We start from the raw sequence: 23,584 nt of genomic DNA on the forward strand, positions 1-23,584 counted from the left end.
ATCCGGCCATTGACGACGCGGCCTGGGCCAAGGCTATGACCGGTGATGCCTTGTCGCTGCTCGGCGAGGCGGCAGTCGCCTTTCAAACGGTGGAATGGCACGCCGAGTCGCTCAAGCGCACGGTCGAGGAGTTGGGAGCGGCGCGGGGGTTGAAGCTGGGCAAGGCGCAGGCGCCGATTCGGGTCGCGGTTACCGGCCGCACGGTGGGGCTGCCCCTCTTCGAGTCGTTGGAGGTGCTCGGCCGGGACCGCACTGTCGGCAGGATCCGGGCCGCCATCGATCCGCTCTCGTAGAGCGAGTGCTCACCTCGTGCCGCTCCGCTGAGTGGGAGTGGCACTGCGGGCACTCGGTGGTGGTTGCAGATCACCGAGTCCCACGCCGAGCAGTTCGTCGGCCACGCGGAACGCCAGCACTGCTGCCTCCTGCGGTGAAATGTCCGCCGGCAGGTGCTGTCTTCGCAGCCGAATGCGCAGCACGGTTCCCCGCGGTGCAGCAATGATGCCGATCGTGCCGTGCGCCTCTTCGACGGCGCACGGCACGAGGGTGGAGCCGTTCCAGCGGACTCGCCGCATCGCGGCCGTTGCGTGTCCATCGACGACGGCGAGCAAGGTGAGATCGGCCGGATTGTTCAGGACGTGATGGGACTGCTTCTCCAGCCCTACGGCATCGGCTCCCGGGAGACCTGCTTGGGCGACAAGCGCGCTCGCGTGCGCGGCGACTCGCAGCGGCGGCGGAGCGGACTCGAAGGCTGATGTCACCCGGGTGTTGAGGTCGGTGGGCCGGAAGCCGTCTCGGGTGAGGATCCCGTCGACGGAGAACCCCCCACGGTAGTCCAGGCGGTCGCGCAGCGCCTCGCCGATTGACCGGGTCAACTCGAGCAGCGGGGGCTGTTCGAGTTCGGGCATCGGCGCTGTGCCGGCGCAGAGGAAGGCCCCGTCGGCAGGCCGCCGCGGCACGAGGATTTCCAACGGGGTGAAGGCCATGGTCGACCCCACGAGAACCACGCCGTGTAGGCGGCAGGGGGCGCCTGCGAGCATGGGCATGACGCGCACTCTCCGTCGCCGTACCGTGTCGTCTCCCCGCCTGGGGGAGTCGGCGCTCGACCAACGGATGTTTTCGCCGCCCGCGGAGGGTTCCTCACCGTGCTGCTGGGCGGCGTAGACGACATCGGACCCGCGCGGGGAAAGCTCTCGCCAGAGCATTGTCGGTTCGTCGTACACCGCCGACTCGGCGCGTGCTAGACCGATGGAGTCCCACAGCACGTCCACCACGCTCTTGTGCTCGAAGAAGCTCCAGCTCGGGTGCTTACCGCCGAGGCGCGGCCGGCCACCGGTCACCGGCGGGTTGAGCGGGTCAGTGATGAGGAGGATTGCTTGCCGGTCGGGATCGAATTGGTCGACGAGAGTACTCAGGGGCGAGTCGGTCGCCAGGGTAGCGAGCAGTGCGTGCCGGTCTGCGAGTAGCTGAGCAGCTGTCCGGTTGCCCGAGGGGCTCAGCAAAGCGGCGAGGCTGTCGTCGAAGGCCAGGACCAGGACGTCGTCCGTCTGCGCGGCAGCAAGAAGGTGGCGCCAATGGAGCGCATCGGCGCCGTGGGAGCAGAACACGACCGTCTTCTTGCCGGCTACCTTGGGTCGCATCGCGCGGCCGATCGCCTCGAGGAGATCTTCATCCCGCATGGCGCCACCGTCGCTGGCTCTCGGTATCCAACCCGCGAAGGATCAGATTGGCTGGAGTTCGGTGTAGGGCCTCAAAGCGGTGCGGCCCGAGGGCCCGAAGGATGTGGTCTTCGCTGCGGGTTGGGTGGTTGTTGTCGTACTCGATGATGACGATCCCTGGGCGGTGACGAGCCGGATCGAAGGACGACCAGACATCCAGCTCCGTACCTTCGACATCAATGCTCAGCAGGTCGATCCGGTCGATCCCGACCTCGGCGAGCAGATCTTCGAGGCGACGGCAGTCGACCGTGGTGATGGTGTAGCCGTGGCCTCGGTCACCGAGGCCAGACCACGAGGGCTTTGGGTCGTACATGCTGAAGGTCTGCTCACCGGACGCGCTTGAGACGGCGCAGTAGCGGATCGCGCATTCGCGCTTGCCCAGAGGCGCCTGATTCCGCGGATCAGGGTCGACGCAGAGCCCCGTCCATCCCAGCGTCTCGAAGTAGAGGCTGTTACTTCCGCGGATCCCGTCGCCCGCCCCGACATCGACGAAGACTCCGTCCGTGGGAATGACGAGGTGTTCGACAAGCCAGCGATCCTCACCCCACTGCCCGAAGTACGGGTACGGCTGCGTGTAGGGCTGACCGACCACCTCGCCGGATAGCTGCCTCCTCCCGAGGACCGCCCGATCCAGCGGTTCCGACCCGGCCATCACGCGCTACTGCCCGTGTAGCCGAGAACGAGCAGCCGGCGTGGTCTGCCGGTGCTGTTCGGGCCGCTGGCGTGAACGAGCGCGGCATCCCATGCCAGCAGCGTTCCCGCAGCTGCCTCGAGGGTCACCGCCTCTTCTTCGGGCGCATCCTCGTCCACGACGACCGGTCCCTGGTTCCTCGTCGGCTCATGTCGTATGGGGCGCTCATGGCTGCCCGGCCACACCCGCAGGGCACCGGCGGAAGCCGGGCAGTCGTCGAGGCACAGCGCCACCGTGACCACACGTCCGAACCCTCGCGCGGCGAAGTACGCGGCGTCGGAGTGCTTGCGGACGTCCTCGCCGAGAACCGGCAGGTCGGCCCACCTGGCCTTATCGGTCAGCGCTGTCTTGTAGGTGACCTTGTCCTCCATCAGCACGGCGTCGACGCCGAGAACCGCCGAGGTGAAACCGCGGAGCGCGTCACTCAATGTCGCTTCCATGAAGGCGGCCGCAAGATCCAGCACCGGCTTGATCTTGAAGACGTACGGCCGCCCGTCCGGCAGACGCCACCAGGTGAGGCGGGGATGCGTGGCTCGCGCGGCGAGGGTGGCATCCACTACCTGCTGAAACGCCAGATCGGCGGCGGCGCGGAGGCGCGCCAGCATGTCATGGTCGACAAATTCGTTGACCATGAGGTAGCCGTCTCGCTGGAAACGAGATCGCGTGAAGCTGCTGATCGAGAGCGACCGCATCAACGATGTCCCTTCTGCGCGAGCGGAACGAGGAAGTCACCCGTTGGCTTGGTCCAACCGGCGGGTAGCTGGCCCGGGGGCACGGTGAACCTGGTGGCGGTCCAGCCAGGGAAGTGCTCGTCCAGCACACGCGCGCGTGCCTCAGGCAGCTCAAGACCGCTGTGGAAGAAGCTGAGTCGACCGCTGGGCCGCAACGCCGGTAACGCAACGTGTTCGACAAAGGTGGCGAAATCGGCGTCAGCGTGGCCGTCGGGGGGCCAGGTGTCGTACATGATCGCGTCGACGCTGCCAGGGGCAAGGTCGAGCACCTGCCAGGGGTCGACGACAACGCTGACGGGACACGGCAGTTGCGCTGTGATCCTCGGCGCGACGAGGTCGACGACCGCCGGATGCGGTTCGACGGCTGTGTAGCTCGCCGGTCGCAACGGCGCGAGCTGTTGAGCGAACACACCCAGGCCGAGGCCGACCTCCAGCACGTCGGCCCCCGGTCGGTCTCCGATCAGCCTGTAGGCGTGCTCGGCCATCAACTCGGACTCGGCGAAGAACATCACGTACGTATCCCCAAGCCGGAGCCCGTCCTGGTCAATAGTGGCCGGGCGGCAGCGCAACTGGTGGAGGTGATGGAGGTGGATCTCATCCAGCAGGGGCGCCATCAGGACTGCCTCGCCTCGCGGAAGCGGCTCACCGGGTCGGTCGTCAAGAACCGCTCGTAGTAGCTCGTGGCAGTTTTGACCGCCTCCCGAGCCAGCGCCTCGCCGGCGGCGCCAACCGGTGCCTCGGATCGGATGAGAACGTACGCCGGTTCGTCGAGTTGATCGCCGTTGCGTGCGGCAATGACGACTTCCGCGTAGATGCCGAGTTCGGTCAGAATGCGTCGGGCGAGGTCGTCGGCCACCGCCGTGTAGATCTTGCCGACGTGGTGAATGGGATTCTTGCCCGCGGGTGCTTCACCACTGGAGGGCCGGAGCGGCTCGATCGCCCCGTTGTACCGGTTGCCTCGACCGACTGCGCCGCAGTCGCCCTTGCCCAGGGAGGTGCCGAAAGGAGCGAGATAGCCCCGGCCCGGCACGTCCTTGGTGTTCAGCGATAGCCGTCCCAGGGACAACGCGGCTGGTGTCTCGTCAAGGAACCGCTTGAGTTCCCCCGCGACCTCATCGTGGATCGCGTCGAGCGCCGTGCGGTACGCCGACCAACTCTCGGTGTTCCCCGGGTGAAATGGCACGGCGGCGGTCACCTCGACCTCGCTGCCGTACCTGACCACCATGACCTTGATGTCGGTGCCGGTCATGTATCGGCTGCGGAAGGCGGCGCTGGTCAGAAGCGTTTCCAGCCATACGGCGGTCTGTGCCGCGAGGCCCTGGAGGCTCGTGCCGGCGCACAGAACGGTGTCATTGGCGACCGACTCACTCACGAGGACCTGGCTGATGGCGGCGGCCGTACGAGGCTGATAGAACTGCGCGTCGTGGTCCACAGCCGTGCCGGCGGTGTTGTTCAGGTGCATCCGCAGGTGATCAAGGACTGCCCGGTCATCCAGCACGTCCGCGAGCACGGCTCGGACCGTGTCATCGAACAGCTCGGCAATAGGCACCTCGATGCCGTCGATCCGATCCGTGAGCTTGCCGAACAGGTAGCAGTCGACCGGCTTGCGAATGTCGTAGCCGCCAAAGCGGACATCAGCGGCAGCGCCCACAAGCGTCACCTTGTCCACCCAGTGGTTCGGCACCGCGCCGAACCGCTTACGGCAGGTTGTGGAGTAGCGACGGGAGAAGCTGTCGGCCACGAGGTCCGCGAGGCTGTCGGGGTGCCCGATGCCCTTGCGCTCCGCTGCATCGAATGGCGCGCGATCGGGATGGTCTGCTCCGACACTGGTGATGATGCGCATTGCGCTTCCTCCTCTCCTGCTCATGGGCGTGCGGCGGTGGCGGAGGCCGCAGGTTGCGGCGGGTCGACGAGGTACGCCATGCACTGCGACAGAACGAGGACACGTCTCGCGGGACAGGGCTCCGGTACGGCGGCCGGTTGGAAGGTGCCGTCGTAGAGGTTTCCGTAGCTCGTCGGCACCGATGCGCATCGCCGTACCTCGCCGGTCACGGTCACCTTGAAGGAGGTCGTGCCTGCGGTGCAGGGCTGGCCGCGGAAGGCGAGCATCCCGTCGAGGTATGGCCGGTTGAAGTGGTACTCGCCGGAGTTCGCCAGGATCAGCTGCCGTTCCGCGTCGGTGTACGACTCTGGGTACCGGCGACCTTCGTAGACGCCCTTGAACACCTTGGCGCGCAACGGCTCCACGCCCAACGCGGCCAGCGCGGCGAGGTCCTCACGAAGTCTGGGCAGCAGCGGCGGGAACAGCACGTACAGCGCCACCACATCGAACCCGGCACCGCGCAGGATCCGGAACGACTCGGCGTACTCAACCATCGGCAACCCGAGCCGCTCACGTTCCGGTACGTGCAGGGCCGCGACGATCTTCGCCACGCGCGAGGGGTCCACCTCGGCGGCGAATCGGGCGACCAGCTCCGGCGATGCCAGGTTGGTGTTGATGCTGATCCAGTTGCGGCGGGTCAGCCCGGCGCAGAGCTCCACGAAACCGGGGAACAGGAACGGCTCCCCACCCGACATGTGCACGAGACACGTGCGGTTGAGGTCCTCGAACCGCTGGACGACCAGCGCAGGATCCGGTTCGTTCAGGTGCTTCTTGTTCAACACGTAGCGAATCTGCGGATGGCAGTACTCGCAGAAGAAGTTGCAGCGGTTCGTCAGGTGCCAGTCGAACTCCCACTCCCACGGCGCCAGATCAGACGCCACCGCTGAGACACGCAAGGCCAACCTCCCCAACGGTAAACCGCCGGAACCATTTCGACGGCGGCCGATGTCCACCTTCACGCTGACGATGCGGCTGAGCCAGCTCACCGTGGGGGCCCACGGTGAGCCCCCACCATGGGCTGTGCCGGCCGTCGTGATCACGCAATCGTCTATGCCCAGCCGGCGCTGCCCAGGGCAGTCCGGATGGCCAGGTCGGTCGAAGGCAGCCCCTGCGGATGAGTCCTGAAATTCCGAGCCGTGTTCTCGGTACCGCCAATTCGCTCCGGGCTTGCCTTGAGCAGGAGGGCTTGTGGATGTACGAGCAGAATGAATTAGCCCGATACGGATATCAGCAGGAGTTGAGCCGTCAGCTGCGGTTTCGGGACCTGTTGGCCTATGGGCTGGTGTACATGGTGCCGATCGCGCCGATGGCGATCTTCGGCAGCGTGTACGCCGGCTCCGGCGGGATGGTCGCCCTCGCCTATGCGATCGGCGTCGTGGCGTTGGTGTTCACCGCGTTCTCGTACGCGCAGATGGTGCGCGCGTTTCCGATGTCGGGCAGCGTCTACAACTACGCCGGCCGGGGCATCAGCCCGCCGGTCGGCTTCCTCGCCGGCTGGGTGATCCTCCTCGACTACGTCCTCGTGCCGGGGCTGTTGTATTTGGTGGCGTCGGTGGCCGTGCACGCGACCGTGCCAGCGGTGCCGGTGTGGGCGTGGCTGCTCGGGTTCGTCGCGGTCAACACGGTCGTCAACTCGGTGGGGATCCGCATGACCGCGGTGGTCACCCGGATCATGCTGGTCGGCGAGCTGATCGTCCTAGCAATCTTCATCGCCGTCGCCGGATGGGCCGTCGGATCCGGGAAGGGCCGCTTCAGCTGGGAGGCGTTCTACAACCCGGACACCTTCACCTGGTCCCTCGTCGCGGGCGCGGTGTCGATCGCCGTGCTGTCCTTCCTTGGGTTCGACGGCATCAGCATGCTCGCCGAGGAAGCCCAGGGTGGTTCCCGGCAGATCGGCCGCGCCATGGCCGCCGTCCTGATCCTGGCGGGGGTGCTGTTCATCGCGCAGACGTGGCTCGCGGCGATGCTCGTCCCCAACCCGTCCGGGCTGCTGACCAACGGGGACCCGGACGGGAACGCCTTCTACGACGCCGCCCACGTCGCCGGCGGAGGTTGGTTGGCGACGCTGTGTGCGGTGGCCACGGCGGTGGCGTGGGGGCTGCCGAACTCGATGGTCGCCCAGGTCGCCACCTCCCGGCTGCTGTACGCGATGGCCAGGGACCGGCAGCTCCCCGCGTTCCTGGCGAAGGTGTCGATCCGCCGCAGCGTGCCGATCAACGCCACCCTGCTCACCGGCATCGTGTCCCTCGCGCTTGGCCTGTACATGGCCACCCGGGCGGACGGAATCACCGTGTTGTCGTCGTTGATCAACTTCGGGGCGATGGTCGCGTTCCTCGTCCTGCACGCCTCCGTGGTCGTGCACCACCTCGTCCGCGGTCGCAGCGGGAACTGGTGGGCGCATCTGGTGATGCCCACGGTCGGGTTCGTGATCCTCGCCTACGTGGTGGTCAACGCCAACATCGCCGCCCAACGCCTCGGTCTGGCCTGGCTCGCCCTCGGCGTCCTCGTCCTCGCCGGCCTGTACCTGTCCGGACGCCGACCGGTGCTCTCCGGGCTCGCGCCTGTGCAGCCGCAGCAGCGTGACGTGGAGCGGGTGTGACTGCCATGGAGAAGATCACCTACCGGCCTGCGCGGGACGAGCTGGCCTACACCTTCGGCGGCCGAATGCCGGTCGCGCACCTGCGCTCCGGCGACGTACTCGAGGTGTTCACCGAGGACTGCTTCGGCGGGCTCGTGCGCGGGCCGGCGGATCTGCCGTCGCAGGTGTGCCGCATGCCTTACCTCAACCCCGTGTCCGGGCCGTTCTTCGTCGAGGACGCCGAACCCGGCGACACCCTCGCCATCCACCTCATCTCAATCACCCCGGCCCGGGACTGGGGTGTGTCGTCGACGTTCCCGCACTTCGGGGCGCTCACCTCGACCTCCCACACCGCCAGCCTCCAGCCACCACTTGAGGAGCGGGTGTGGGTGTACGGCGTCGACCGCCAGGCGGGCACGGTGCGGTTCCAGGCCACCGAAACCGACCACACCGTCGACCTTCCCCTGGAGGCGATGATCGGCACCATCGGAGTCGCCCCCGGCGGCTTCGAAGCCCGCTCCACCATCGTCCCCGACCGCCACGGCGGAAACCTCGACACCCCGCAACTCCGGACCGGCACCACCCTCTATCTCGGCGTCAAGGTCCATGGGGCGATGCTCGCCCTCGGCGACGGCCACGCCCGCCAAGGCGAAGGCGAAGCCTGCGGCGTCGGCGTCGAGATCGCCACCACCACAACCCTCACCATCGAAGTCATCAAGGGCGCACCGACCATGTGGCCACGCCTGGAAACCGACACCTCGATCATGTCGATCGGGTGCGCCCGCCCACTCGAGGACGCCTACCGCATCGCGCAGCATGACATGGTCGGCTGGGTGCAGGCCCTGACCGGGCTGGAGACGCTCGACGCGTACCAGTTCGTCTCCCAGGCCGGGCGGGCGCCGATCGGCAACGTGTGCGACCCGAACTACACGGTCCTCGCCGCGGTCGACAAGGCGCTACTGCCATCGCCGGAGCCCGCCTACGGCGGGGTGCACAGCCGGCTGCGGCAGCTCGTCCCAGGGCTGGGTTAGGGGCGGCGCCATGACCGTTCCTCGACTGCCGCTGCGGGATGAGCTGTTCCTGCTCGGCCACAACGACGACACCGGCCAGCCGCACATCCACCGGCAAGCATTGGCGCTCGGGCTCGCCGGCGCCGTCCTGATCGACATCTTCCTCGTCGGACGGATCGCCCTCGACCCAAACGACGACCGCCCAGCCGGCGAACGGTGGCTGCGCCTGCACACCGACCAACCGGTCGGCGACCTGATCGCCGATACCGCCATCGCCGCCATCCGCTGCCGGCGCACCGCCCCGCCGGTGAAGGCGTTTCTGCGTGACTTCGCCGACGACCTGTACGAGCGCACCCGCGCAGGTCTCGTCGCCGCCGGGATCCTCCGCCACAGCACACGCCGGCGCCTCGGCGGCCTCGCCCGCACCGATATCTACACGGCGACTGACAGCAAGTGGGCGATCGTCGCCCGGGCCCGCCTGCGGTACCTCGCGCAAGGCCGCGAGCAACCCGACAACCACACCGCCGCCCTCGCAGGCCTGGTCGCCACCCTCGGCCTGAGCACCCACCTCTACCTCGACGACGACACCACCACCCTCACGGCGCGACTCAAGGCGATCGCCGAGCAGCACCACCGGTCGGTGCGGGACATCACCGCCGCCGTCGACGCCGCAGTCGGTGACCTCGCCACCGCTACCTACCGCTGAACCCCACCCAGGTACCCATTCCGATGGAGGCTCCGTTGCGTATCCGCGCCGCCCACTGGACGGACAAGGACTTGGTCACCCCGCTGATCGCCGACGCCCTACAGTCCAGCCCGCTCGCCGCGTGGCTGGTGCCCGACCCGCAACAGCGGCGCCAGGTGCTGACCGGCGTCGTCGGGATTTGGGTGGAACACGCGATGGTCTTCGGCGACATCCACCTCACCGAAGACCATGCTGCCGCCACCGTTGGCTTCCACCGTTACCGACCCATCCCACCACCAGCCAACTACCCCATCCGCCTCACCGACGCCGCCGGAAGCCACGCCGACCGGTTCGACCTACTGGACAGCCTGCTATCGGTGAAACAGCCCACCGAACCGCACTACCACCTCGCCTTCCTCGCCGTCCGCCCCGACGCCCAGAAGGCCGGCCGCGGCACCGCCTTGCTGGCCTACCACCGCAGCCGCCTCAACCGCATTGACCTGCCCGCGTGGACCGCCACGCCCGCTGGCGGGGAACATCTTCTCGCCCGCTACGGCTACACACCCCGACCACCGATCACCCTCCCCGACGGGCCGACCCTGCGCCCGATGCGCCGCACCGCTCACCACAGCAGCAGCGCAATGCCGGTTAACCCCAGCCGCCCAGTCGACAACCGCTGGCAGGAATGTCATGCGTAGCCCTACCGCATCCCAACCGACACCGCACCCCGTGGCCTTCCCTCGCAGATACTCACCAGATTTCATCGGCGCCGTCGTCCAGCGTGTCGCAGATGCCCGCGACATCAGGGCCTACGGCGCGGTCACGAGCGTCGCCCGTCAGCTGAACCTCGACCCACGCCTCGTCCAGAAATGGGTCACCAAAGCCACCACCCCAGTCGCACACCAACCAGCCAGGCCGGCCGCCGGCTCGTGGGAGACATACCTACCGGCGGGACTGATGCACTGCAGGTTCTGCCACGAACCGATGTCCTACGCCGAGCTGCACGACTCTGGACAGGGCTACCAGTGCCAGCCAGGTTGCCGGCCGCGGCCACTTGATGCAGCGGCGATCGCCCACACAGTGGGTCGGACGATCCTGCGGTACGCGGCTCGGGTCATCCCCTCGACCGGCGCGCCGACACCTCCACACCTCGCCGCCGTCCACGCCCACCGCGTCCTCGCCCGCATCACCGTCGGCGCCACCCCCACCGACCTCACCCTCACCTGGCGCGCCACACCCACACCCGTGGCAGACCGGATCGACACCGAACGCGCACAGCAGGTCGCCACCGCCCGAAACCTCGCGCTCAACCACCCCCTACGCGCCCGGCAGCTCCTGCACGACAGCCTCACCGGCATCGACCCCGCCACCGCGCCAGCCCACCCGCTACACACCGAAGCGGCCATCCTCCTGGCCGAATTGCAACTCCGGCTCGGCCACCCCGCCGACGCCATCGCCTGGACCACCTACGCCCACCACGCCACTATCCAACTCCACGGGCCCACCCACCCGCACAGCCTCCACGCCCTCCACCTCCACGCCGCCGCTCACCGACGCGCCGGACACCACCAACGCGCTTACCACCTCTACCGCCAACTCGCCGACCACCTCACCAAAACCGAAGGACCCCATGCCCCGAGAACCCTCGCCATCCACGCCACCACCGCCCTCGCCCTTCACGCCCTCGGCCACTGCCAAGCCGCCCGCACCATCCTCGCCGATACCATCACCACCCACCGACGCGAACACCCAGGCCACCCCGCCACCGCCCGCATGGCCCAACACCTGTCCGGCATCTGGAAGGACTGCGCCGCCAAGGGCCACAAGCACGAGGACACCTGACTACCCGCCCGTCAAACCCAGGAGGTCCCGGCCAGTCTGTACTGAGTTCCCCCCGCTTTGATGGAGCGGTGGTTACGGCCTCCCCACCGTTGGAGCTACACGGCTTCGGAGTCGACCACCACATGATCGTGGCGGTCGTGCACTGCACACCGGCCCAGATCCACCAGGTTTCGAGCCGGCTTCGCTGTTACGGAGCTTCAGCCACTGGTTCACTCGCGTTACACCGTCTGGCCTCGCCGAACAGGCCCGCACCGTCTGGCAGTCCCGGCACGTCCCGCCCTCGTCAGGGCCGCTTGCCACCCTCACCGCCGTTGCACGGATCAGGCTGCCCTCAGGCTTCACCAGGCCGCTGCGACGACCCGGCGGGAAAGGTCTCTCACCCCTCCTCGATCAATCAGCGCTACATGGCGCACAGCTCCGCCGCGAAATACGCGCTCGCCGCTTTCAGGATCTCATTCGCCCGCCGCAGCTCCGCGACTTCCTTGCGCAGCCGATGGTTCTCCTCGGCCATCTCACTGGTGGGCCGAGCATGACGCTCACCGGCGTCGGCCTCGGCCTGCCGGATCCAGTTCCGCAACGCCTCGTGATGCACGCCCAGCTGCTCGGCCAGGCGCCGGATCACCGGCTTCGGGTCCGACTCGCGATACAAGCGCACAGCACGCTGGCGCAGCTCGTCGGGGTACTTCTTCGGTGCTGCCACGGACGACTTCCTCCCCACGGCCATCAGACCATGATCAAGAAGCTCCATGAAAGCGGGGGTAGCTCATACGCCCAACCCAAGACCGTTGCCCTCAACGCCACCTTCGAATGAACGGGACTGCGGATTGAACCGCCACGGGACGTGACCATCGATGCTGGTCGAGGGGGTTCATGTCCCCCTTGTACAAACTCTGACGGCGGGGGAGTCGCACTGCACGACTTAACGCCAGCAACAAAGAGGCCGAGATCGGTGGAGGTGCCTTCGGGCGCGCAAGATCAAAAGAGCGTGGCCTGCGGAATCGCCGACCGAGTTCTTTGTGCCCGTGGCTGCTCGTCCGCTGTGTGATGATCGGCGGTCAGTGCAGCTAACCGCTCCGGTATCCGGATCTGCCGAGAAGAGTGTGCCGATGATGAGGCTGCCCGAGCTCCAGTTCCAAATTCTTCTATCGCGAGGGCTTCCGTGGCGTACTCGATGAAACAAGCTCCTGTATGCGGCGAGACAAGGAGTGCGTACGGTGGGAGCCCAGGATGGACCGTGATGGCAGCTTTGAGTTTCCGACGCGATTGAGTACTGCACACATGAGCAGCACTCTTCCGGATTCCGCCAGCAACGATGCCGCCTGATCGTCTTCGTATGCAGACGACTTCTCGGACCTATAGTGCTTGGCATCTAAGTAGCGGTTCCAGAAGACGTCGGCCCAGGCGCGCGGGTCGCCAACGAACTCACCAAATCCACGCCCGACGTGCTTCGCGAGCGCATAGGGAACAAACCTTTCTTGAGCCCATTGAGTGGTCCGCTTATGGCGAGCGACCCAATGTTCAATTCCGGCCGCGATGTCCATTAGACGAACTGGGGCGGAAGGCTCACCAATGCGGAGAGTGTCAACCAGGGGCCTCACAGCTGGTCCGTAGGTATTCCATATGCGCACCCATCTCCGAAGGCCCGCCGCGTCGCCGAGATGCCACAGCGAGAATAGCGGAAACTCCGTCATGGACCTTGGCGCGGCAGTCCCCGGCCTGCGCCACATCAAGGCGGAGTCCCACAATTCTGTTCTGCGCGACAGCGAACCGTCCGCTACCAGATTTACGGTGCCACTCTCGGCGGTTATCATTCCTTCGTAGGCGAGGCCGACAAGCTCTTGGATCCTCAGTAGCGGCTCTCGTAGCTCGTAGTATTCTTTCGGCCTATTGGATCTGCATGAAAGCTCGATTGGGGCGAAGATGACCCGCTTATCATCGGGTCCGGTCGACTCCCAGTGCGCGGAAAGCACCAAGTGGCGACCCTTGCTTAGCGTGAGGACGACATCTTCCGGAGCTCGTGCTTCAATGGAGTACGACGAGGCTCGACCGTCATCATTTGAGGAATGGCTTTCCTTCAGTGCAGAGACGCCCGCCCAGTTCGTGATGCCAGGGATCCGGATGCTGACTTCCGTCACGCCCGGTTTGGTCAGACTCCCTGGGTCTAGCCCATGCATGAGGGTCGTAGCTCGATATGTTGCCATGGAGACGCGTTGCCTCGCGGTATTGTGCAAAACGTTTCGCCGCAGCACGCCAGTGGCCACAATGCCGGAGCTGGCGGTCCTACCTATTAGGGTGTGGGGCACAGGGCCACTATCGGCATCCCGCACCTCCTTGAGGTTTCCGAGGAGGGTGTCAATGCGGAACAGGCCCTCTTCCTCAACCCACCTAATATGACCTGGCCGGTCCCTTGTGAAGTCGTGAGGAAGGGCATCCAAGGGAGAGAAATAACCGACACTACCGGCTCGAACCTGCTCCATGCGGCTAGCCTATCCGAATAGTTACCAGATCTTGAAGGGCCAGGTTCGTCCACTGTGGCTCGGTGTGGCGTGATCTTCGGCGGTGATCGTTGTAGGCCTGGGTGATGAGGTATTCCGATGGAGGTGGTTTGTCCGCGCGGGGGCGGGCGAAGCGTGAGGCGGTGCGGCGGCAGGCGGCCGGGTGGTTCGCTGCGGGGGTGTCGGTGCCGGAGGTCGCGCGCGGGCTGCGGGTGTCGCAGACCGTGGTGTACGGGTGGCGCAAGCGGTGGCGGGCCGGTGGTGAGGACGCCCTGGCCTCGAAGGGACCCGGCGGGTCCCGCTGTCGGCTTGACGAGGCCCGGCTGCGGCGGCTGGCCGATGCTCTGGACGAGGGGCCGGCGGCGCATGGCTTCGGTGATGACCAACGCTGGACACTGGCCCGGGTGTCGGATCTAATCGCCCGGATGTTCCGCACCCGCTACACCGTGCGCGGCACGTCGTACCTGCTGCACCGCATCGGCTGGTCGGTGCAGGTACCCGCGCACCGGCCCGTCGAACGCGACGGGGTCGCGGTCGCGACCTGGCGGCGGGAGGTGTGGCCGACGGGAGAACGGTAGCGGCGCAGCGCGACGCGTGGATCTGCTTCGAGGACGAAGCCGGTCAGACGCTGCGCCCACCAAAGGCCCGCACCTGGGGCCGACGCGGCCACACCCCACAGATCCCGACCTCCGGCAAGGGATCCGGGCGAGTCTCGATCGCTGGCCTGGCCTGCTACAAGCCCCGCCAGCGTCCTCGGCTGATCTACCGCACGATCACCCACCGCGGCCGTAAGAACGAGCGGCGCAGCTTTCGGCGAACGGGACTACATCAGCCTGCTCGACGCCGCGCACCAGCAACTCCGCGGGCCGATCGTCCTCGTCTGGGACAACCTCAACACCCACATCAGCGCCGCCATGCGGCAGATGATCGCCGCCCGGGATTGGCTACACGTGATCCGCCTGCCCGCCTACGCCCCCGATCTCAACCCCACCGAGCAGGTGTGGTCACACCTCAAGCGCAGCATCGGCAACCTCGCCGTTCGCGGCGTCGACCACCTCCTAGCGATCATCCGGAACCGGCTCAAGCGCATCCAGTACCGCCCCGACCTGCTCGACAGCTTCCTGACCCACACCGGCCTAACCCTCAAACCCAACTCAACCTGACCATTCAAGATCTTGTACCTGCGCAGGATCGACGCCCATACCGGAGCCGGTCTGACGTCAGTAGGGCAACTCACGCCCGAAGTGCCGGGCGTACGCGCGGTGTGCGGCGAGAATGGCCGCCCATCCACCGGGCCATCATCTCGTCGGCGAGCGCCTTCTCCAGCAGGTCCTCGGGGATTCTGCCCCGGCTCGGCTGGACCAGGTGGCCCACCTCGTCGTCGAACCCGAGGCCCCACCGCCGGCCGCTTCCGGTCGAGACGTGGACCTGCTCGGTCAGCGCCTGACGGTTGATCGGCCGCGCGGGCTGATGAGCGGGCTGAGGTCTTCGACACCGCGATCGCTGACCTCGTCAGCGCGGTGGAGCGCTTCGGTGTCGAACACGCCCACCTCGTGGTGCTCGACACCAACGTGTACCTCCACCACGAGCGTAAGCTGGAAGACCTGGACCTCGCTGGTGAGCTGGGCATGGGTATCGCCGACATCCGGCTCATCGTGCCGATGGTGGTCGTCGACGAGCTGGACAAGGCCAAGCTCAGCAGCGGCGACAAGGGCTACCGCGCTGGCTATTCCGTGGCCTACATCGACCGGTTGGTGCAGGCTGGCGGCCGGGTCCGCACCGCGCACTACGCGCGCGAGCTGGATCCGTGCGGTGAGGTCCGCGTCGAGGTGCTGCTTGACCGGTCGGGCACGCCCGCCTACCGATCAATGACGACGAGATCGTGGACCACGCCGTAAGTCTGGAGCCACTGGCTGGCTGGCCGGTGCGGCTGGTCACCTTCGACACCGGGATGGCGATGCGCGCCCGGGCAGCCGGGCTGCGGGTGCACAAGCTGGAGCAACCGCCGACGGCGGCGAAGCGCCAGCCGAGCAGCGGGCACGTGCCCACCGCTCGAGCCAAGCCCCGCGGGTGACCGGCACCAGCCGCCCTGCGGCGCCTACCGGTACGCTGGTCGGTGCCGGCGGTGCAGGGCCTGCTGGTCATCGTGCGCCCAGTGTTGGACATCGGCCCACGACAGGCGCAGCGTACCCTGACTGGTCGTGATCTGCTGCCAGAGCTGGCTGTGCGGGCGGCCCCGCTCATCGTCGGAGCGGGCGGACAGCTGCTGGACCCAGCTCTCCTGTGCGGCAGCCTTCCAGTTGCCCAACGCGCACCGTACGAGGGCCTGATACAGCACAGCGGGGGAGTTGCCGTCGTAGCCGAAGGTGTATCGCGGCTCGTCGCCGGGGTTGGGCACCGGCTGTGGGGCCAGCAGCGTCCCGTCGGGGGCGGGGGTCACCGCGAACAGGCCGGTGCCGGAGTAGGTCTTGTCGGCGGCGATGACGGTCTGCTCCGTCCAGCCGGCCGGTGGCATGTTGGTCGGCCACTCGATGAGCAGGTGGTCGGCGACGCCCGAGACGCCGGCGGTGAGGTGCGCGACGAGGCGCCCCTCCGGGTCGCGGTAGAGGCCGACCAAGCGCTCGCGGGCGCGGTCGAGCATCTGGTGGTGGGCGATGGCGGCGTCGGTGGCGTCCTCAGTGAGCAGGCGCACCAGACGGCGGGTGGGGCGATCCGGGTCGCCGTGCGCGTCGGCCGTGGTGAGTCGGGTGAGGTGGCGGCGGTACTCGTCGTGGATCGGGCCGTGGGCGTCGGGCCAGCTGTAGGTGACGCAGAACGTGTAGACCCGCTCCGGGTAGTCGCGGACGAGCTGGCCGCGCAGCAGGAGGATCGCCTGACGCAGCGCGTCGCCGTACGGGTCGCTGGGCCGCCACGGCAGATCGGCCTCAGCCTGCGCGAGCCGGTCGAGTTCGTCGAGGGCGGCGGCGGGGTCGAGGTCGCGGCCGGCGGCGACGGCGGCGCGCTGCTCAGCCACGGCGGGCCAGGTGGGCGGCTGGGGCGCCGCCGCCAGGTACCAGCCGTCGCCGGTGCCCGGGTGGGTCAGCGCGGTGGTGACGTCGCGGTGGGCGGCTCGGGTCTCGCGGGCGAGCAAGGCGAACGCCTGCGGGTAGGCGGTGTGCACGGACCGGTCCAGCGCGGCGGTCAGCCGGGCGATGGCGCCGGGCCACTCGGTGATGGTGTCGGGGATAGGTAGGGGGCGGGGCTGGTCGAGCAGCCGGACCGTCCGCATGATCTCCGGGGTGGTGGTGCCGGCCCACCACAGCGGCACCGGCCGGCCCAGCACCCGGGCGACCTCGGAGGCGAACACCGAGCCGGCGTACTCCGGCGCGTCCGGCCGACGTTGCCGGCCGATGACGGGCTGCCGCATGGCGGCCACCGGCTCGCGGTGGGGCAGGACGCGGCGCAGCATCGCGGGCAACGCGGCCGACGCGGGATCCGGCGCGGGCTCGGGCTGCTCCGGCACCCGCCACAGCTCCAGGTGCGGGTACGGCCCGTCGGAGTCGGGGTCGAGCAGGAAGGGCTGCACGACGACGGCGCCGGGGCGGCGGTCCGGGTCGAGGCGCGCGATGGCGGCATCGGCGATGGTATCGCGGCTGACGTCCTGCCCGACGTACCCGACGGCGTAGACGACCGGCTGGCCGGCGCCGTCGAAGATGGTCACCGCCGCGGTGTGTCCGCGGGGCAGGTCGATGTCGCCGGACCAGATCACCTCGGCGGGCTCGGTCGCGTCGGGCCAGGCGAACGGCCACACCGCGTCGTCGGGCACCGCCCGGTCGGTGGCGCGCAGCCACCGGTCGATGCTGGCGGTGGTCCACACCTCGGCACCGTCCGGGTCGACCCCGTCTGGTGGTGGCAGCCGGCGCTCGCCGTGCAGCTTGCGTAGCCGCTGAGCGCTCATCCGCGCCCGGCGGGCGAACTGCGCGAGAGTGTGCGGGCGGGAACGTGTTACTGTCATGTCTGAACCTCTCTGTTGCGGAGAAGGTAACAGTCCAGTCGGGATACGCCAATAGTGCCGTGCGTGGTCAGCAATGCGGTGGTGTCAATCGCCTCGGTCGCTCGAGGGCGCTGTTCCACCAACGGACGCCGGACAGGCCGCGGGCGGTCAGGCTGCGCAGGAATGCCAGCCAGCTGGCGCCGTCCTCGTCGGAGGCCGCAGGCCGGTCCGAAGAACCGGTCGTCGTAGCGCAGGCAGTAACGGACGACAGTGTGTCCCTCGTCGTCCTGGTCAACGAACCCCGGCTTGCCACGCCAGAACAAGGCGGGTTCATCGTGTAGAGGGCGGTCATGCTGCGGTCCAGGGTGGCCCGGATCGGGCACTGCACGAGGTCGTAGACCTGCCGACTGGTGGACAGCACCGGAGCGAGGGCCGCACGCTCAGGCGTGGTGACCGCGCGGGTCTTACGATCTCGTGCGCAATAGGACGGTCGGTGGCGTCAGTCCGGCGTGGGCGATGATCTTCGGGTGTTGATCCGGTGGGCGCGTCGTGTGTTGAGCCATCCGGCGTTCACCGGGATCTCCCGTCGGCATCTGCGGCTGCTACGGGCCGAGGTGTATCCGGTCTGGCTGGCCGGACGTGAGGGCCGGTTGCACGCCCGTCGGGGTGGGCAGCGCCGGCGGCGGGCGGCCGGTGCGGGTCGTCGTCTGATCCTGCGGTTCACCGATCGCCTGGTACTCACCCTTGCTCATCTGCGGTTGGGTGTGCCGCACGAAGCCCTGGCGGCGGCGTTCGGGGTGGACCGCTGCACGGTGACTCGGGCGATCGGGCAGGTCTGTCCGTTGCTGGCCCGTCGGGGGTTCGCCCGTCCGAGCGGGATACGGCTGCACACCCTGGCGGACGTGTTCGCCTACGCCGCGGCCGAAGGTGTCACCCTGCGGCTGGACGCCACCGAGATCCGGGTACGTCGTCCGCGTGTGGGGCGGCCCGGACGTAAGGCGTTCGTGTCGGGCAAGGTGAAGCAGAACACCATCAAGAGCACTGTTGTCAGTGACGAGTACGGGGCGACGCTGTGGTGCGGCGGGCACCGGCCGGGCCGGATGCACGACACCACGGCCGCCCGGGTTGAGGGCATCGGCGCCTTGCTGGACGCCTACCGGCAGGTGAAGGTACTGGTCGACGCCGGCTACCAGGGCCTGGCCAAAGACCATCCCGGCCAGGTCACCGCTCCGCCGCTGAAACTACGCCCCGGCGCACCACCAGCCCGGCAGGCCCAGTGGGAAGCCGAACGGAAACACCAATCGTCACAGCGTATCCCGGTCGAACATGCCATCGCCGAACTGAAATGGTGGCGACAACTCCAGCGCCTCACCGGCCGCCGCGAACTGCTGCCCGAGACCATCGACGCCGTCGCCGGATTGGTCTCCGATCGTATGATCACCTGGTAGCCGAGGCGAATCACCGCAGCTCACGGCTCTAGGCAATTGCAAACGAGGTCGTAAGGGCGCGTCCCATTTGGATCTTGGTTGGGCTCGGGCATGATCTGCTTCCGTGCAGGATGCGATGGTCCGTACGTGGGCGCCGGATGACCTGTGGGAGATAGCTGCGCCGTTGATCCCGCCCGCGCCGGTTCGCAGGCAGGGTGGCGGTCGGCGGCGGGTCGATGACCGGGCGGTCCTGGCGGCGATCGTTTCCTGGTGGAAGCTGCCCGAGGCGTTGTTCGGGGTGACCCGGGCGACCGCTCACCGCAGGTTCAGTCAGTGAACTGCGGCCGGGTTCTGGCTACGGCTGCACGAGGCGACCCTGGACCGGCTCGGCAGCGACGCCCGGATCGACTGGTCCAGGGCCGTGGTGGACTCGATCAGTGTGCGGGCGGAAAGGGGGCGATCTGACCGGCCCGAACCCGGTCGACCGAGGCAAACCGGGCAGCAAGATCCATGTCGTCTGCGACCGGGCCGGTCTGCCCCTAGCCGTCACGGTCACCACCGCGAACGTCCACGACGGCCAGCTCCTGCTCCCGATGCTCGACAGCGTGTCGCAGCCTCGGGATCGCCAGGTCGATGGTGCCGTCCCTGGTGTCCCACTCTCTCGGCCGGTAGCCGTTACGAGAGTTGACCCGCTCGTCGCTGCGCTGCCCAAATGCAGCGCCGCAGATCGCGTCCGCCTCGGCGGACATCACCGCCTGCGCAAACGTCTTGATCATCGCCTGCAACACATCGGGCGACGCGCCCGCGATCTGCTCGCACAGCAGGTCAACAGGGTTCACACTCTCAGATGCGGCCATCGCGCATCACTCTCCTTCGTTGGATTTAGCCGTCTCGAAGGATCGCGCGGTGGCCGTCTCCTATCTACGCAGCACGCCCATCACGGGCAAGTCGTACACCACTTCCGTGGACGCAGCCCCGCGGGGATCGACAACATCACCCAGCCCGGCCGACCCCTACGAGCCAAAGCCCTCGAACTCGCCGTGTTCCTCGCCTGCCACCCCGACGGAGTGACCACCCGTGAGATCGGCGAGTACCTCGAACCCGACGCCCGCATCAGCCAAGCCGACCAACGCGTACCCACCAACGCGAGCAACCTGCGGCACGTCCTCGGCCGCGCCGGCACCGCCGAGGCGAAGAACGCCTACGTCATCAAGACCGCCGGACGCTACCGGCTAGACCCGACCACCGTCGACGTCTGGGCGCTGCGCGACCTCCTGCGGACCGCGACTATCGCCGGCCCACGCCGCCGTGAGCTGCTCACCGCCGCGTGCGACCTCTACACCGCACCGCTAGCCGACGGCCAGGACTACGAATGGCTCCAGCCGCACCGCGAGACCGTACGCCGCTGGGGCACCGAAGCCCACCTACTACTCGCCGACGACCTGCTCGATACAGACCCGCAGGCCGCATCCGACCTGCTCGTCAAGGCCATCGACCTGGACCGCTACAACGAAGCTCTCTACACCCGTGCCATGCGCGCCCGCCACGCGCTCGGCGACGCCGACGGCATCCGCACTCTGCTACGCGCCCTGACCAAAGCCCTCACCGACCTCGACGCCGAACCCTAGGGAAGAGACCGTTGCCCTGGCCACCCGACTCTATGGCCGCCTGACCGAGAAGTGAGCAGTACCACGCTGGCTCAAGGCCGGGCAGGAGTTCGCCAGAGCGGAAGAGAGGAGCGGCAAGCAAGCCTGGGAAGGATCAACAGAAGCAGCGGCGGTCGGCTGCCGCTGATCCCGTTCTTCGACGTCAAGCCGCTCGAATGTTGCTAGAAAATGAACGTTGGGTCAGGTCGCCATCACCCGACGTTGGAGTCCTCTCCAGCCGACGGAGGATCCCCGCCTTGTCATGTAACGCTACGCTGTTGCATGATCACCCTCGTCTTCACTCTATCGAAAGGCAGCGAAGTTGATCGAGCTCGGCGACGCCACCTCGCAGGACCGCACTCAACTCGTTGAAGTGCAACTGGACGATCACACGCTGTTCATGCTGAGCGAAGAAGTCCGCCATCCGTCCCATACAGGCACCGAGGTGGAGATCGCGGGCGAATGCCCTTCTCTTGATGGAGCGCTCGAGGCGGTAGCGGAGCTGGCCCAGAAAATATCAAGCAAGCTTCAGCGCGAGGGCGTGTCTCGAATCGCAGTCGAGTTCGGATGTGAGTTCGCCTTGAATTCGGGATCCTTTGTAGCGGTCATTGGAAAGGCGAGCGCTAAGTCGTCATTCAAGGTTACGCTCGAGTGGTCACGCCCCGAGGATTGCTAGTAGCGAGCAAGAAGGAGACTCCCGTCAAGGATTCAGGACGCATAGCGACCTCGCGATATTGGAACCGATGACGAGCCAGTAGGATGTTGAGCAGGAAGAATGGACACGATTGCCAAAATCCCTGCGGACGTGCCAGACGTTTTGGAACGGCTGACTAAGCTCGCGACTCTTGCAATCGATGTTCCAGCGCGGGGCAAGGCTAAATCCCGATTCGGAACCGGGTTCTTGATCGGCAGCGATCTAGTTGCGACTTGCGCGCACGTCCTCGCTGAATCACCTAATGACCTGCCAGCCGAAGTCACAGCGAAGCACGTCGAGACCGGTGAGGTCATCGTACTCGAGGCCGTGGCAAGCCAGTACTTCCGGAACCCTGACGGCTTAGATTTGGCCTTCCTGAAGATCTCCACTAAGGGAAGTCCCTTAAATAACCATGCCGTCCCGCTCCTAGGTGTCGCGGCCACAGAAGATCCGATGTGGACCTACGGATGCCCGGTAGGAGATTTTCGCAACGGTCAACCTGCTACCTTTACTTATCAAGGAGAGTCTCTCAGGCAAGGCGCGAATCCTATCGACCTTGGGCGAGTTTACGGAGTGCCAATCGGCGCCGGATGCAGTGGAAGCCCCGTCCTCAACAGGCGCACCGGCGCGGTATGCGGCCTCCTCTGTTTGTCGAACCAGGCCGGTAGTGCCCACATTATCTCGGCAGAAGAAATCCTAGACAGATCCGACAGCGTGAGATTGCTCCAAGGCGCACGACAATTGTACTACGATTGGCTAATCCGTCTGACCGATGCACAGATAGCTGCCGGCGGTTGGCGGTTCCCCGGACCGCGTCTTCGTGAGTACCTGAGGGTGGCCAAGAAGGCGACAGTCCTTCATCCCTACCCGGCGGTATTCCCCGATATGCCGCAGCCCCCGCTCTCCGCAGTCTACGTCCAGCAACTCGTCGAGGCGAATGAGAGCCTCGAAGACAGCGGGGCACCCCAGTCTGGTAAAGCAATCCGAGCGGAGGAGGTGTTCGATAACACGGCCAACTCGATCATCCTCGGTGACGCCGGATCAGGCAAGTCTAGCCTGCTTCGCACGGCAACTGGCTCTCTAATAGGCAAATTCGAAGAGGGCCTAAGTTCGAAGGTTCCAGTTCGCGTCTTGGCTGCAGATTTGATTCCGGGGAAGCCATTGCCGGAAGCAATAGCCAAGAGCGTGAACGAGGATCTCAGCAGTGTGGGGCTAACGCAGTCTTGGTCCGCAGAGTTCTTCCGCAATCCGCCGACGAACGGTGCCTTTTGGCTGGTGTTGGTCGACGGCCTTGACGAGGTCATGAGTTCTGACCAGCGGCTCGCGATAATTAGGCGCCTTCATGAGTGGGTCGATGTGCCCAGTACCGGCGCTTGCCAGTTCATAATCACGAGCCGACTCGATAGTCTCTTGCCCCGACGGATCTTCCCAAAGCTCGCAGTCTTTGAACTTCTGATCTTCAACAGCAAGCAGCTCTATAGCTTCGCGGAGGGCTGGCTTGCGCATCTTGGGATGCCTTCTCCACAAGAGGCTGCGCAACGTTTTGTGGATAAGGCGAGCGAGGCGAACCTCGACGAGCTTGCTCGGAACCCGCTTATGGCAGTTATGTTGTTTCAGCTCCACCTTGTTTATCCGGATCAACTTTTCCCTACAGGGCGTAGCCGGCTATATGACACGTTCGTGACCTTGCTGCTCGAGCGTCAATATAGCGCCTCTCGGAGTGGAATTCGCCAGCAAATCAACTCCATAACTGAACGTTATGGTATTGATGCGGTTAGTGCGGGCGAGCAGTTACTCAGTTCCGGCACTCTTCTTGTGGAGCGCCTAGCTTGGTTGCGCCAGTCCGGACAGATGGCTGAGGCAGTTGAGGCGCTGGCCTCATGGACCCGCGACTTGAAGCCGCATAATCTGCCTGACCACGCGTGGCATTCTCTACTGAGAGAGATGGTTAGACGAAGTGGGGTCTTGACGGAGCGGGCTGGAGACTTCGTCTTTTCTCACAAAACAATAGAGGAGTTCTTGGCTGCTCGTTTCATCGCTAAAGATCCGGCGGAGAGTGCCCGTCAACTCCGTAGCGTGTGGGCTTCCCGTTCGTGGTTCAAAAGTCAAGAGTGGCTGACAACCAGGCAGTCATTTCTCAGGTTCCTGATAGACGGCTGGGCCAGAGAGCAAGACCTGGCACCTCTGCTGAAACGGCTGGTAGTCAAAGCCAACA

General features: G+C 66.5%; 24 protein-coding genes and 4 pseudogenes. 16 read left to right on the forward strand and 12 right to left on the reverse strand.

The features are described 5' to 3' along the window. Positions 1-293: pseudogene (locus FXF52_RS23455) on the forward strand (glutamate--tRNA ligase); the annotation flags it as partial. A gap of 9 nt (positions 294-302) precedes the next feature. On the opposite strand, the gene FXF52_RS23460 reads toward FXF52_RS23455, so the two are convergent. The 6 genes from FXF52_RS23460 to FXF52_RS23485 are packed head-to-tail and all read right to left on the reverse strand — an operon-like array spanning position 303 to position 5,915. Beyond that, positions 303-1,676, reverse strand: coding sequence for a hypothetical protein (locus FXF52_RS23460; protein WP_148800119.1), 1,374 nt, complete (start codon positions 1,674-1,676; stop codon positions 303-305). Beyond that, the gene (locus FXF52_RS23465) at positions 1,666-2,367 is read right to left on the reverse strand and encodes an FkbM family methyltransferase (RefSeq protein WP_148800122.1); all 702 of its coding nucleotides are present in this window, start codon (positions 2,365-2,367) and stop codon (positions 1,666-1,668) included. Before FXF52_RS23465 ends, FXF52_RS23460 begins: the two co-directional genes overlap by 11 nt. After that, positions 2,367-3,098, reverse strand: coding sequence for a phytanoyl-CoA dioxygenase family protein (locus FXF52_RS23470; protein ID WP_148800123.1), 732 nt, complete (start codon positions 3,096-3,098; stop codon positions 2,367-2,369). Before FXF52_RS23470 ends, FXF52_RS23465 begins: the two co-directional genes overlap by 1 nt. After that, on the reverse strand, positions 3,098-3,751 hold the full coding sequence (locus tag FXF52_RS23475) for a class I SAM-dependent methyltransferase (RefSeq protein ID WP_148800127.1): 654 nt from the start codon (positions 3,749-3,751) through the stop codon (positions 3,098-3,100). The genes FXF52_RS23470 and FXF52_RS23475 overlap by 1 nt, the downstream gene beginning before the upstream one ends. Next, positions 3,751-4,980 carry a methionine adenosyltransferase gene (locus FXF52_RS23480; protein ID WP_148800130.1) on the reverse strand — a complete coding sequence of 410 codons (1,230 nt, stop codon included), beginning with the start codon at positions 4,978-4,980 and terminating at the stop codon, positions 3,751-3,753. Before FXF52_RS23480 ends, FXF52_RS23475 begins: the two co-directional genes overlap by 1 nt. Positions 4,981-5,000: 20 nt before the next feature. Continuing rightward, positions 5,001-5,915: a radical SAM protein gene (locus FXF52_RS23485; RefSeq protein WP_255472252.1), complete on the reverse strand. Its 915-nt coding sequence runs from the start codon at positions 5,913-5,915 to the stop codon at positions 5,001-5,003. 296 nt (positions 5,916-6,211) lie between these two features. On the opposite strand from FXF52_RS23485, the gene FXF52_RS23490 reads away from it, so the two are divergent. The 5 genes from FXF52_RS23490 to FXF52_RS23510 all read left to right on the forward strand — a co-directional run bounded on the left by FXF52_RS23490 (position 6,212) and on the right by FXF52_RS23510 (position 11,134). Then, positions 6,212-7,618: an APC family permease gene (locus FXF52_RS23490; protein WP_148800134.1), complete on the forward strand. Its 1,407-nt coding sequence runs from the start codon at positions 6,212-6,214 to the stop codon at positions 7,616-7,618. Further along, positions 7,615-8,628: an acetamidase/formamidase family protein gene (locus FXF52_RS23495; protein ID WP_148800138.1), complete on the forward strand. Its 1,014-nt coding sequence runs from the start codon at positions 7,615-7,617 to the stop codon at positions 8,626-8,628. The genes FXF52_RS23490 and FXF52_RS23495 overlap by 4 nt, the downstream gene beginning before the upstream one ends. A gap of 10 nt (positions 8,629-8,638) precedes the next feature. Next, on the forward strand, positions 8,639-9,313 hold the full coding sequence (locus FXF52_RS23500) for a GPP34 family phosphoprotein (RefSeq protein ID WP_148800140.1): 675 nt from the start codon (positions 8,639-8,641) through the stop codon (positions 9,311-9,313). 71 nt (positions 9,314-9,384) lie between these two features. Continuing rightward, the gene (locus FXF52_RS23505) at positions 9,385-9,990 is read left to right on the forward strand and encodes a GNAT family N-acetyltransferase (protein WP_255472253.1); all 606 of its coding nucleotides are present in this window, start codon (positions 9,385-9,387) and stop codon (positions 9,988-9,990) included. A gap of 382 nt (positions 9,991-10,372) precedes the next feature. Further along, complete coding sequence (locus FXF52_RS23510) at positions 10,373-11,134, forward strand: hypothetical protein (protein WP_148800146.1); 762 nt, start codon at positions 10,373-10,375, stop codon at positions 11,132-11,134. 400 nt (positions 11,135-11,534) lie between these two features. Here the strand turns inward: FXF52_RS23510 and FXF52_RS23515 are convergent, their stop codons facing one another. Beyond that, on the reverse strand, positions 11,535-11,882 hold the full coding sequence (locus FXF52_RS23515; protein ID WP_148800149.1) for a transposase: 348 nt from the start codon (positions 11,880-11,882) through the stop codon (positions 11,535-11,537). A gap of 394 nt (positions 11,883-12,276) precedes the next feature. Further along, complete coding sequence (locus FXF52_RS44140; protein ID WP_222870623.1) at positions 12,277-13,611, reverse strand: hypothetical protein; 1,335 nt, start codon at positions 13,609-13,611, stop codon at positions 12,277-12,279. A gap of 128 nt (positions 13,612-13,739) precedes the next feature. On the opposite strand from FXF52_RS44140, the gene FXF52_RS23520 reads away from it, so the two are divergent. Both FXF52_RS23520 and FXF52_RS23525 read left to right on the forward strand, forming a co-directional pair. Next, positions 13,740-14,207 carry a winged helix-turn-helix domain-containing protein gene (locus FXF52_RS23520; protein ID WP_255472254.1) on the forward strand — a complete coding sequence of 156 codons (468 nt, stop codon included), beginning with the start codon at positions 13,740-13,742 and terminating at the stop codon, positions 14,205-14,207. A gap of 291 nt (positions 14,208-14,498) precedes the next feature. Further along, entirely contained in the window at positions 14,499-14,792 is a 294-nt protein-coding gene (locus tag FXF52_RS23525) for a transposase (RefSeq protein ID WP_255472267.1), read from the forward strand. A 70-nt stretch (positions 14,793-14,862) separates the two neighbouring features. On the opposite strand, the gene FXF52_RS41795 is transcribed toward FXF52_RS23525, so the two are convergent. Then, on the reverse strand, positions 14,863-15,003 hold the full coding sequence (locus FXF52_RS41795; protein ID WP_187413652.1) for a hypothetical protein: 141 nt from the start codon (positions 15,001-15,003) through the stop codon (positions 14,863-14,865). A gap of 146 nt (positions 15,004-15,149) precedes the next feature. Between FXF52_RS41795 and FXF52_RS23530 the strand changes: the two genes are divergently transcribed. Further along, positions 15,150-15,527 carry a PIN domain-containing protein gene (locus FXF52_RS23530; RefSeq protein ID WP_187413653.1) on the forward strand — a complete coding sequence of 126 codons (378 nt, stop codon included), beginning with the start codon at positions 15,150-15,152 and terminating at the stop codon, positions 15,525-15,527. Continuing rightward, positions 15,512-15,703 (forward strand): hypothetical protein, encoded by a 192-nt coding sequence (locus FXF52_RS23535; RefSeq protein ID WP_148800155.1) that lies wholly within the window; start codon positions 15,512-15,514, stop codon positions 15,701-15,703. The genes FXF52_RS23530 and FXF52_RS23535 overlap by 16 nt, the downstream gene beginning before the upstream one ends. A gap of 24 nt (positions 15,704-15,727) precedes the next feature. On the opposite strand, the gene FXF52_RS23540 is transcribed toward FXF52_RS23535, so the two are convergent. Next, positions 15,728-17,623 (reverse strand): hypothetical protein, encoded by a 1,896-nt coding sequence (locus FXF52_RS23540; protein ID WP_148800158.1) that lies wholly within the window; start codon positions 17,621-17,623, stop codon positions 15,728-15,730. A gap of 593 nt (positions 17,624-18,216) precedes the next feature. Between FXF52_RS23540 and FXF52_RS44145 the strand changes: the two are divergent. The 3 genes and pseudogenes from FXF52_RS44145 to FXF52_RS23555 all read left to right on the forward strand — a co-directional run. Then, a pseudogene (locus FXF52_RS44145) lies at positions 18,217-18,450 on the forward strand (transposase family protein); the annotation flags it as partial. Between the two features lie 54 nt (positions 18,451-18,504). Next, complete coding sequence (locus FXF52_RS43245) at positions 18,505-19,050, forward strand: transposase family protein (protein WP_255472257.1); 546 nt, start codon at positions 18,505-18,507, stop codon at positions 19,048-19,050. Positions 19,051-19,153: 103 nt separating this feature from the next. After that, complete coding sequence (locus tag FXF52_RS23555) at positions 19,154-19,366, forward strand: transposase (RefSeq protein ID WP_148800164.1); 213 nt, start codon at positions 19,154-19,156, stop codon at positions 19,364-19,366. A 271-nt stretch (positions 19,367-19,637) separates the two neighbouring features. On the opposite strand, the pseudogene FXF52_RS23560 reads toward FXF52_RS23555, so the two are convergent. Next, a pseudogene (locus FXF52_RS23560) lies at positions 19,638-19,886 on the reverse strand (transposase); the annotation flags it as partial. 210 nt (positions 19,887-20,096) lie between these two features. On the opposite strand from FXF52_RS23560, the gene FXF52_RS23565 reads away from it, so the two are divergent. From FXF52_RS23565 to FXF52_RS44150, 3 genes and pseudogenes are all read left to right on the forward strand, one after another. Beyond that, complete coding sequence (locus FXF52_RS23565; protein ID WP_255472258.1) at positions 20,097-20,657, forward strand: bacterial transcriptional activator domain-containing protein; 561 nt, start codon at positions 20,097-20,099, stop codon at positions 20,655-20,657. Between the two features lie 340 nt (positions 20,658-20,997). Beyond that, positions 20,998-21,351 (forward strand): CU044_2847 family protein, encoded by a 354-nt coding sequence (locus tag FXF52_RS23570; protein WP_148800168.1) that lies wholly within the window; start codon positions 20,998-21,000, stop codon positions 21,349-21,351. 99 nt (positions 21,352-21,450) lie between these two features. Beyond that, positions 21,451-21,999, forward strand: a pseudogene (locus FXF52_RS44150) (serine protease); the annotation flags it as partial. A 582-nt stretch (positions 22,000-22,581) separates the two neighbouring features. On the opposite strand, the gene FXF52_RS43250 reads toward FXF52_RS44150, so the two are convergent. Beyond that, positions 22,582-22,992 (reverse strand): hypothetical protein, encoded by a 411-nt coding sequence (locus FXF52_RS43250; RefSeq protein WP_255472259.1) that lies wholly within the window; start codon positions 22,990-22,992, stop codon positions 22,582-22,584. Positions 22,993-23,584 lie beyond the last annotated feature (592 nt).

Source organism: Micromonospora sp. MP36, assembly GCF_008119785.1.
Lineage (GTDB): Bacteria > Actinomycetota > Actinomycetes > Mycobacteriales > Micromonosporaceae > Micromonospora.

Coding starts and splice junctions, on each gene's coding strand:
- FXF52_RS23475 (WP_148800127.1), bottom strand. CDS start 3,751: ATGGCGCCCCTGCTGGATGAGATCCACCTCCATCACCTCCACCAGTTG.
- FXF52_RS23480 (WP_148800130.1), bottom strand. CDS start 4,980: ATGCGCATCATCACCAGTGTCGGAGCAGACCATCCCGATCGCGCGCCA.
- FXF52_RS23470 (WP_148800123.1), bottom strand. CDS start 3,098: ATGCGGTCGCTCTCGATCAGCAGCTTCACGCGATCTCGTTTCCAGCGA.
- FXF52_RS23515 (WP_148800149.1), bottom strand. CDS start 11,882: ATGGAGCTTCTTGATCATGGTCTGATGGCCGTGGGGAGGAAGTCGTCC.
- FXF52_RS23490 (WP_148800134.1), top strand. CDS start 6,212: ATGTACGAGCAGAATGAATTAGCCCGATACGGATATCAGCAGGAGTTG.
- FXF52_RS23500 (WP_148800140.1), top strand. CDS start 8,639: ATGACCGTTCCTCGACTGCCGCTGCGGGATGAGCTGTTCCTGCTCGGC.
- FXF52_RS23460 (WP_148800119.1), bottom strand. CDS start 1,676: ATGCGGGATGAAGATCTCCTCGAGGCGATCGGCCGCGCGATGCGACCC.
- FXF52_RS23540 (WP_148800158.1), bottom strand. CDS start 17,623: ATGACAGTAACACGTTCCCGCCCGCACACTCTCGCGCAGTTCGCCCGC.
- FXF52_RS23465 (WP_148800122.1), bottom strand. CDS start 2,367: ATGGCCGGGTCGGAACCGCTGGATCGGGCGGTCCTCGGGAGGAGGCAG.
- FXF52_RS44140 (WP_222870623.1), bottom strand. CDS start 13,611: ATGGAGCAGGTTCGAGCCGGTAGTGTCGGTTATTTCTCTCCCTTGGAT.